Origin of the sequence: Vibrio sp. T9 (assembly GCF_003123985.1) — a bacterium.
GTDB classification, from domain to species: domain Bacteria; phylum Pseudomonadota; class Gammaproteobacteria; order Enterobacterales; family Vibrionaceae; genus Vibrio; species Vibrio diabolicus.
In genome coordinates this window covers 1-345 of sequence record NZ_NIGY01000123.1, presented here as the reverse complement: position 1 = coordinate 345, position 345 = coordinate 1, and the positions used below count along the sequence as shown (strand labels likewise).

The following is a 345-nucleotide window of genomic DNA, read 5'->3' as shown; positions in this document are numbered from 1 at the left end:
ACATCCTCGCCGCTGGCGCCCTCACTGAGCGCGATGGCGCCGAGTGCGGCGGCGCCGACCACCGATGCGTGGCTCTTGCCCATCCGCGCCATGACATCGGGCGTCAGCCGTTTCTCCCAGGCGTCAAAGCGGTCCATGCGGTCCTGCAGACCGTTGAACTTGCCGTTTACTGCCTTGGTTGCGGCTTTGACATCGGTGCGCGCGTTCTCCGGCACGCGGTTCTGCCAATACCAGACGGCGATCCTGGAAGCATTTTTCGGGTCGGCCGCCAGTTCGGGCTTATCGACGAGATCGAGATTGAGAGCTTTTCCCGCAGCGAGGTAGTTGGCCTTGCCCGTCAGCTGG

At 63.8% G+C, this 345-nt stretch carries 1 protein-coding gene; it reads right to left on the bottom strand.

All coding sequences use genetic code 11. The features are described 5' to 3' along the window. Positions 1-345 (bottom strand): hypothetical protein (locus CBX98_RS25730; RefSeq protein ID WP_197710261.1); only part of this gene is annotated, 345 nt, incomplete at both ends.